General features: G+C 66.9%; 7 protein-coding genes (1 of these 7 only partly in view). 4 read left to right on the top strand and 3 right to left on the bottom strand.

The annotated features are described in order from the left end of the window. Window positions 1-144: the 5' portion of a hypothetical protein gene (locus tag ACTG4X_RS01825; protein WP_093056991.1), read on the bottom strand. 75 nt of this gene lie to the left of the window's left edge; the window shows 144 of its 219 coding nt (coding positions 1-144); it begins with the start codon at window positions 142-144; the stop codon falls past the left edge of the window. Between the two features lie 80 nt (window positions 145-224). Between ACTG4X_RS01825 and ACTG4X_RS01820 the strand changes: the two genes are divergently transcribed. Further along, window positions 225-1031, top strand: coding sequence for a metallophosphoesterase (locus ACTG4X_RS01820; protein ID WP_097197462.1), 807 nt, complete (start codon window positions 225-227; stop codon window positions 1029-1031). Window positions 1032-1130: 99 nt separating this feature from the next. Continuing rightward, window positions 1131-2630 (top strand): amidase, encoded by a 1500-nt coding sequence (locus ACTG4X_RS01815; protein ID WP_097200631.1) that lies wholly within the window; start codon window positions 1131-1133, stop codon window positions 2628-2630. On the opposite strand, the gene ACTG4X_RS01810 is transcribed toward ACTG4X_RS01815, so the two are convergent. Further along, a complete protein-coding gene (locus ACTG4X_RS01810) occupies window positions 2627-3244 on the bottom strand; it encodes a TetR/AcrR family transcriptional regulator (protein WP_097197463.1) in 618 nt (205 codons plus the stop codon). The genes ACTG4X_RS01815 and ACTG4X_RS01810 overlap by 4 nt on opposite strands. A gap of 92 nt (window positions 3245-3336) precedes the next feature. Continuing rightward, a complete protein-coding gene (locus ACTG4X_RS01805; protein ID WP_093056994.1) occupies window positions 3337-4071 on the bottom strand; it encodes a GntR family transcriptional regulator in 735 nt (244 codons plus the stop codon). 262 nt (window positions 4072-4333) lie between these two features. On the opposite strand from ACTG4X_RS01805, the gene ACTG4X_RS01800 reads away from it, so the two are divergent. Together ACTG4X_RS01800 and ACTG4X_RS01795 are read left to right on the top strand one after the other, a co-directional pair. Continuing rightward, the gene (locus ACTG4X_RS01800) at window positions 4334-5668 is read left to right on the top strand and encodes an aromatic ring-hydroxylating dioxygenase subunit alpha (protein ID WP_097197464.1); all 1335 of its coding nucleotides are present in this window, start codon (window positions 4334-4336) and stop codon (window positions 5666-5668) included. A gap of 11 nt (window positions 5669-5679) precedes the next feature. Beyond that, a complete protein-coding gene (locus tag ACTG4X_RS01795) occupies window positions 5680-7128 on the top strand; it encodes a glutamine synthetase family protein (RefSeq protein ID WP_097197465.1) in 1449 nt (482 codons plus the stop codon). The last annotated feature ends 4 nt before the right edge of the window (window positions 7129-7132 follow it).

Genomic DNA, 7132 nt, shown 5'->3' with positions numbered 1-7132 from the left:
CATGTCGGCGCTTTCCATCAGCGCTGCGGCGTGGCTGGCCGGAGCATTGGCGCTGGAAGAACGGAAGAAACGGGCCACTTGGGCAATGAGGCTGAACATGACGGTGCGCGGCTCGTGGCTGCGCTGGAGTGGTTGATGTTTCAAGAATAAGGGTTATCCCTAGTTAATCAAGCCAAACCTTATGCACTTCACGCATGGGGCAATTCACCTAGACTGGCCCGACGATGAAGCTGCAACTGCTCTCCGACCTGCATCTGGAGTCCCATCCCCGCTTCCATGCCGAGCCCGTGCCGGGCGCCGACATGCTGATCCTGGCGGGCGACATCGGCTCCTACCAGCAAGGCTCCCGCCTGACCGACACCGATTTCGGCCTGGGCCGCTTTTCGCCCCGCAACGGCTGGCCGGTGCCGGTTGTCTACGTGCCGGGCAACCACGAGTACGACAACGTCGACTTCGACGAGACCCACGACCGCCTGCGCACGCTCTGCGAAGAACTCGACATCCTCTGGCTGGAGCGCGAAACCCGGGTAATCGACGGCATCCGCTTCGTGGGCACCACGCTGTGGGCCGACTTCGACGCACTGGCCGAACCCACCGACAGCCTGGCCGAGGCGCTCAAGAAACGTGGCAAGGCCATGCGCGCGGCCGATTTCTATCTTGAAAAAGCAGCCACCATGCGTAACGGCGAACTCTTTCTCGCCGCGCAGTTGCGCGACCAGGCGCTGGCCTGCCAGACCTGGCTCACCCAGGCGCTGGCCGAACCTTTCGACGGCACCACGGTGGCCATCACCCACTTTGCGCCGAGCCTCGAAAGTGCTGACCCGCGTTACGGCCTGACACCCGGCACGGCCGGCTTCTGCAATGCGCTCGACGAGTTGCTGCCCCATGCGAAGCTGTGGCTGCACGGCCACCTGCACTGCCCGTCCGACTATATGAAGAACGGCTGCCGCGTGGTGGCCAACCCGCTGGGCTACGCACGCAACGGCGAACAGGAAGGCTACAAGCCCCAGTTGCTTATCGACGTGCGCTGACCGGCCTCCCCGTCGCGCAGACGGTAACGGCCAGCAACGCGTTCGCCACCACGGCTGTGTAGACTGGCCGAGCCCATCTCACCGATGGAGGAGAGCGCCATGACGCAACAGCAACAACAACGACGCAACTTCCTGCAGCAGACCGCCGGCGCCGCCGCGGCCACTGGATTGCTCTCCTTGTGGCCCCGGGCCTTCGCCCAGGGACCGAACGAAACCGCCGGCAGGGCCATGGGCCAGCTGTCGATAGCCGAAATGTCGCGCCGCCTCGCCGCCGGCACCCTCAGCAGCAGCCAACTAGTAGAAGAAGCACTGGCTGCCATCCAGAACCCCGCGGGCGAAGGCGCGCGCACCTTCATCCGCGTGCACGCCGATTCGGCCCGCGCCACCGCGGCACGGCTCGACGCCGAGCGCAAGAGCGGCCGCCCGGCCGCCTCGCCGATCGCCGGCATCCCGATCTCCCTGAAGGACCTGTTCGACGAAGCCGGCATCACCACGCTCGGCGGCTCGATGGTGCTGGCCGGCCAGCCGCCGGCGGCGCGCGATGCCCTCGTGGTCGAGCGGCTGCGGCGCGCCGGCGCGATCATCATCGGGCGCACCAACACGGTCGAGTTCGCCTACACCGGCCTGGGCGTCAACCCGCACTACGGCACGCCGAAAAACGTCTACGACCGCGCAACAGGCCGCATCCCGGGCGGCTCGACCTCGGGCGGCGCGATCTCGGTGACCGACGGCATGGCGGCCGGCGCCATCGGCACGGACACCGGCGGATCGCTGCGCATCCCGGCGGCGCTCAACGGGCTGGTGGGCTTCAAGCCGACGCAGCGGCGCATTCCGCTCGACGGCGTGATGCCGCTGTCGACCTCCTTCGATTCGGCCGGGCCGATGGCATGGACGGTGGAAGACTGCGCCCTGCTCGACGCCATGCTGGCCGCCGAACTGCAGCGCCCGCTGCGTGTGCTGCCGCTGCGCGGCCTGCGCTTCGCGGTGCCCAAGACCTTCTTCCAGGACGATCTGTCGCCGCCCGTGGCCGCGGCATTCGCGTCGGCGCTGGCCAAGCTCTCCGCCGCCGGCGCGACGGTCACCGAACTGCCGATGACCGAGTTCGCGAAGGCGCCGACCATCAACCCGCGCGGCATGATCACCGCCGCCGAAGCCTTCACCTGGCACCGCGACTTCATCAAGACAGGTGCCGCCAAGTACGACCCGCGCGTGCTGGCCCGCATCAAAACCGGCGAAACCATCACCGCGCCTGACTATCTGCAGCTGCAGGCGCTGCGCCGCCAGTTCATCCGCTCGATCAACACCGCCGCCGTGGGCTACGACGCGATGCTGATGCCCACCACGCCCGATATCGCTCCGCCGATCGCCGAGGTTCTGAAGGACGACGACACCTACTACCGCATCAATGGCCGCATGCTGCGCAACCCCTCGGTGGTGAACCTGTTCGACGGCTGCGCGCTCTCGGTGCCCTGCCACGACGCGGGCACGGCGCCGGTCGGGCTGATGGTGGCCAGCATCGGCAACACCGATCACCGGCTGCTCGCGGTGGGCGCAGCGGTCGAAGCCGTGGTGACGCCGCGGCGCGCGCTCAGCAGCTAGCGCGCGGCCAGGCCGTCGAAGCAGGTTGCGAGCACAAGCTCGACGATCTGCTCGTCTGTCTGCAGCCCGCCGGCCTTCAGGAAACCGAGCACCGGATCGCAGGCGCGTGCGAACAACGTGTAGAGCACGGCAATCGCCGGCAGCTTCGGGTTGAGCGAACCTTCGGCCTGCGCCGCCTGGATCCAGCCGCCGAGCTGATCGCTGATGATGACCAGGCGGTCGAGGTAGCCCCGGTTGTTCATCAGCGCGGCGCGCAGGCTCGAGTTCTGGTGCGGCAGCGAAGGCATCTCGCCGGCCAGCTGCATCTGCATGGCCCAGCGCACGACGGCGCGCAGCTTGTCGACGGGCTTGTCCTCGGCCGGCACCGCGGCCAGGAAATCCAGGGTGCGCTGCATGATGCGCACCATCGCGGCGGCCGCCAGGTCTTCCTTGCTGGGAAAGTGCTTGTAGAGGCTGGCCTTGGCGATGCCGACCGTTGCGGCCACCTCGTCGACCGTCATCGATTCGAAGCCCTTCTCGGCGAGCAGGCGGTTCGCGGTCTGCACGATGGCCTCTTCACGGGCCTGCAGCATCTGTTCCTTGAACGAGGTCTTGGCGGGGGCGGTGGCACTCATGCCGGAAATTCTAGTCTCGCCCGTCGCCGAGCAAACGGCATGGATGCCGAAATACCAGCCAGTCTTATACAGACCCGCCGGTTTGCCCGATCTCAGGCGCCCCTGCCCTTGGACACCAGGCGGATGCCTGGCATCAGCTCGGCCGCCAGTTCCGGGCGCTCCAGCGCGTAGTCGAGGTTCATGCGCGCGATCTCGACGTGCTCCTCGCCCAGCGCCTGCGCCCGCGAGCCTTGCCCGCGCTCGATGGCCTGCACGATCGCGTGATGCGTGCGGTGCGCCTGCCGCATCCATTGCTGGCCCTCTTCCATCGACGACTGCATCGGCAGCATCGCGCTCGGGGCAGCAAAGGGCTGGCCGCCCAGCATGTCCATCACCCGTTTGAGCGCGAGATTGCCGCAGCCTTCGACGATCAGCTTGTGGAAGCGGTCGTTCATTTCGACGTAGGCCGCGTAGTCGTCGATCTCCATGCTGGGCTTGTTCACGGCGCGGTCGCCGTCTTCCAGGCACTCTTTCAGGTCGCGCAGCAGCTGGCGCGATGCACCGTCTTCGGCCAACAGGCGCGCGGCGAAGCCTTCGATCACGCCGCGCACGCGGATGGCGTCGGCCACTTCCTGCGAGGTGAAGCGGCGCATCTGGTAGCCGCCGCTGGGCGATTGCTCGATCAGCCCTTCGTGCTCCAGGCTGGCCAGCGCGAGCCGCACCGGGGTGCGCGAGGCTTCGAGCTTCTCGGCGAGCGGGATCTCGGCCAGCCGCTCTCCGGGCACGAATTCGCCCTTGAGGATCATGTCGCGCAGTTGCACGAGCACGCGGGATTGTTGGGAGTCCATCGGCGGATTCTAGGAGACGAGCCCGACACTGCACGCAGCATATTTAGCTTGGCTCGGTTGTTGCATGCATTGCGCCACAACAGGTGTCAAAAACTAACGAGCAGCTCAGCGTTTACCCTGATTTTTGCCTCTTCAAGCCCCGAATCGGGGCGAAATCGCAGATGAAAGTTTGACCCGGATCGAGAATCACCAAGACAATGCATACAGTTGCATGCAATGACTGCACGCCTCTTTCCACAGTCCCCACGATGGAGCCCGCACGATGATCAGCGCAGAGCAGAACGATTTCATCACCCGCGTCGGACCCGGCGCGCCCGCCGGCAAGCTGCTGCGCCGCTACTGGCAGCCGGTGGCCCTGGCCGACGAACTGGCGGGCCCGCGCCCGGTCAAGCCCGTAAAGCTCATGGGGCAGGACTTCGTCCTGTTCCGTGACGAGAACGGCCAGCTCGGCATGCTCGACCGCGACTGCCCGCACCGAGGCGCCGACCTCGCCTTCGGCCGGCTCGAAAACGGCGGCCTGCGCTGCGCCTTCCACGGCTGGCTGTTCGACGCCAAGGGCAATTGCCTCGAAACCCCCGCCGAGCCCGCCACCAGCAAGCTGTGCAGCCGCATCAAGCAGTCGGCCTATCCGGTGATCGAGAAAAGCGGCGTCGTCTTCGCGTACATCGGCGAGGGCGAGCCGCCCGCCTTCCCCGAGTTCGACTGCTTCGTCGCGCCCGACAGCCACACCTTCGCGTTCAAGGGCCTGTTCGAATGCAACTGGCTGCAGGCGCTCGAAGTGGGCATCGACCCGGCACACGCCTCGTACCTGCACCGCTTCTTCGAGGACGAAGACACCTCCGGGAGCTACGGCAAACAGTTCCGCGGCGCGTCGGCCGACTCCGACATGCCCATCACCAAGGTGCTGCGCGAGTACGACCGTCCCGACATCAGCGTGGAGCCCACCGACTACGGCTTCCGCCTGAAGGCTCTGCGCAAGCTGTCCGAAGACACCACCCACGTGCGCGTGACCAACGTGGTGTTCCCGCAGGCCTTCGTGATCCCGATGAGCGCCGAGATGACCATCTCGCAATGGCACGTGCCGGTGGACGACACGCACTGCTACTGGTACGCCATCTTCACCAGCTTCACCGGCCCGGTCGACAAGCGGCAGATGCGCGACCAGCGCCTGAAGCTCTACGAGCTGCCCGACTACACCTCGCGCAAGAACAAGCGCAACAACTACGGCTACAGCATCGAAGAGCAGCTGACCGAAACCTACACCGGCATGGGCGACGACATCAACGTGCACGACCAGTGGGCGGTGGAGTCGCAAGGCGCCATCCAGGACCGCACGCGCGAGCATCTTGGCAGCACCGACAAGGGCATCATTGCCTACCGCCGCGTGCTGGTGAAGGCCATCGAAGCCACGCTGGCCGGCGAGAACGCGCCGATGCTCATCGACGCCGCACAGGCCAGCGCAATGACCGGCCCGCCCTCCATCGACGGCATTGGCCGCAACGTCAGCGACGAGGCAGCCACCGAGGCCTACTGGCAGGACGCCGACCGCGCGCGCCGCCTGAAGTCCGACTGGGCCTCCGCACGGCTCGCCGCCTGAGCACGCACGCCATGAGCAGCAGCCACACATTCGTCGACCGCTTCGGCCTCTGGTCCGACGACCAGCATGCGCAGGCCAGGGAGCTGGTGCGCCGCATCGACAGCGGCGAGGTCGACCTCGTGCGCTTCGCCTGGCCCGACCAGCACGGCATCCTGCGCGGCAAGACGCTCGTTGCCACCGAGGCGCGCTCTGCCCTGTGGGAAGGCGTGAACCTCACCTCCACGCTGCTCGCCAAGGACACCTCGCACAAGACCGTGTTCCCGGTGTTCACGCAAGGCGGCGGCTTCGCCATCGAAGGCCTGCAGGGCGGCGCCGACTTCACCATCGTGGCCGACCCCGCCACCTTCAAGGTGCTGCCGTGGTCGCCGCGCACCGGCTGGGTGATGTGCGACGCCTACATGGCCGACGGCAAGCCCTGCCCCTTTGCCACGCGGCAGATCCTGCAGCGCGCGGTGCGCCAACTCGACGAGCTGGGGCTGGACTTCATCGCCGGCCTCGAGGTGGAGTTTCACGTCTTCAAGCTCGACGACGCCCGCATGGGCCTGGCCGACTCGGGCCAGCCCGGCGAACCGCCGCGCGTGTCGCTGCTGTCGCACGGCCACCAGTACCTCACCGAGCTGCGCTACGACCGCGTCGACGGGCTGATGGAACTGCTGCGCTCGAACCTCGTCGCGCTCGGCCTGCCGCTGCGATCGCTCGAAATCGAATTCGGCCCGAGCCAGTTCGAGCTGACCTTCGGCCCTACCGCCGGCGTGATGCCGGCCGACACCATGGTGCTGCTGCGCAGCGCCATCAAGCAGATCTGCCAGCGCGCCGGGCTGCACGCCACTTTCATGTGCCGCCCGAAGATTCCGAACGTGATGTCCAGCGGCTGGCACCTGCACCAGTCGCTGCGCCGCAAGAGCGACGGCGTCAACGCGTTCATGCCCGAAGCCGAGGGCCAGACCCTCAGCGAGATCGGCATGCATTACCTCGGTGGCCTCAAGGCGCATGCCTGCGGCGCCGCGGCACTGGCGAGCCCCACCATCAATGGCTACCGCCGCTACCGCCCCTTCTCGCTCGCGCCCGACCGCGCGATCTGGGCCAAGGACAACCGCGGCGCGATGCTGCGCGTGCTCGGCGGCGTGGGCCAGAGCGCCTCGCGCATCGAGAACCGCGTGGGCGAGCCGACGGCCAACCCGTACCTGTACCTGGCGTCACAACTGTTCTCGGGGCTCGACGGCATCCGCAACAAGACCGACCCCGGTCCTTCGGCCGATGCGCCGTACGAAACACCGGCAGAGCAGTTGCCTCGCTCCCTGAGCGACGCCCTCGCCTGCCTGCGCAAGGACGAGATGCTCAACACGCAGATGAGCAAAGTCTTCATCGACTACCTCTGCCACATCAAGGAAGCGGAAATCGCCCGCTTCAACCTCGAAGTCTCGGAGTGGGAACACCGCGAGTACTTCGACATGTTCTGAAAAC

The sequence above is a fragment of the Variovorax sp. YR566 genome (assembly GCF_051992195.1).
GTDB lineage: Bacteria > Pseudomonadota > Gammaproteobacteria > Burkholderiales > Burkholderiaceae_C > Variovorax.
This window is presented reverse-complemented; position numbering and strand designations above follow the sequence as displayed.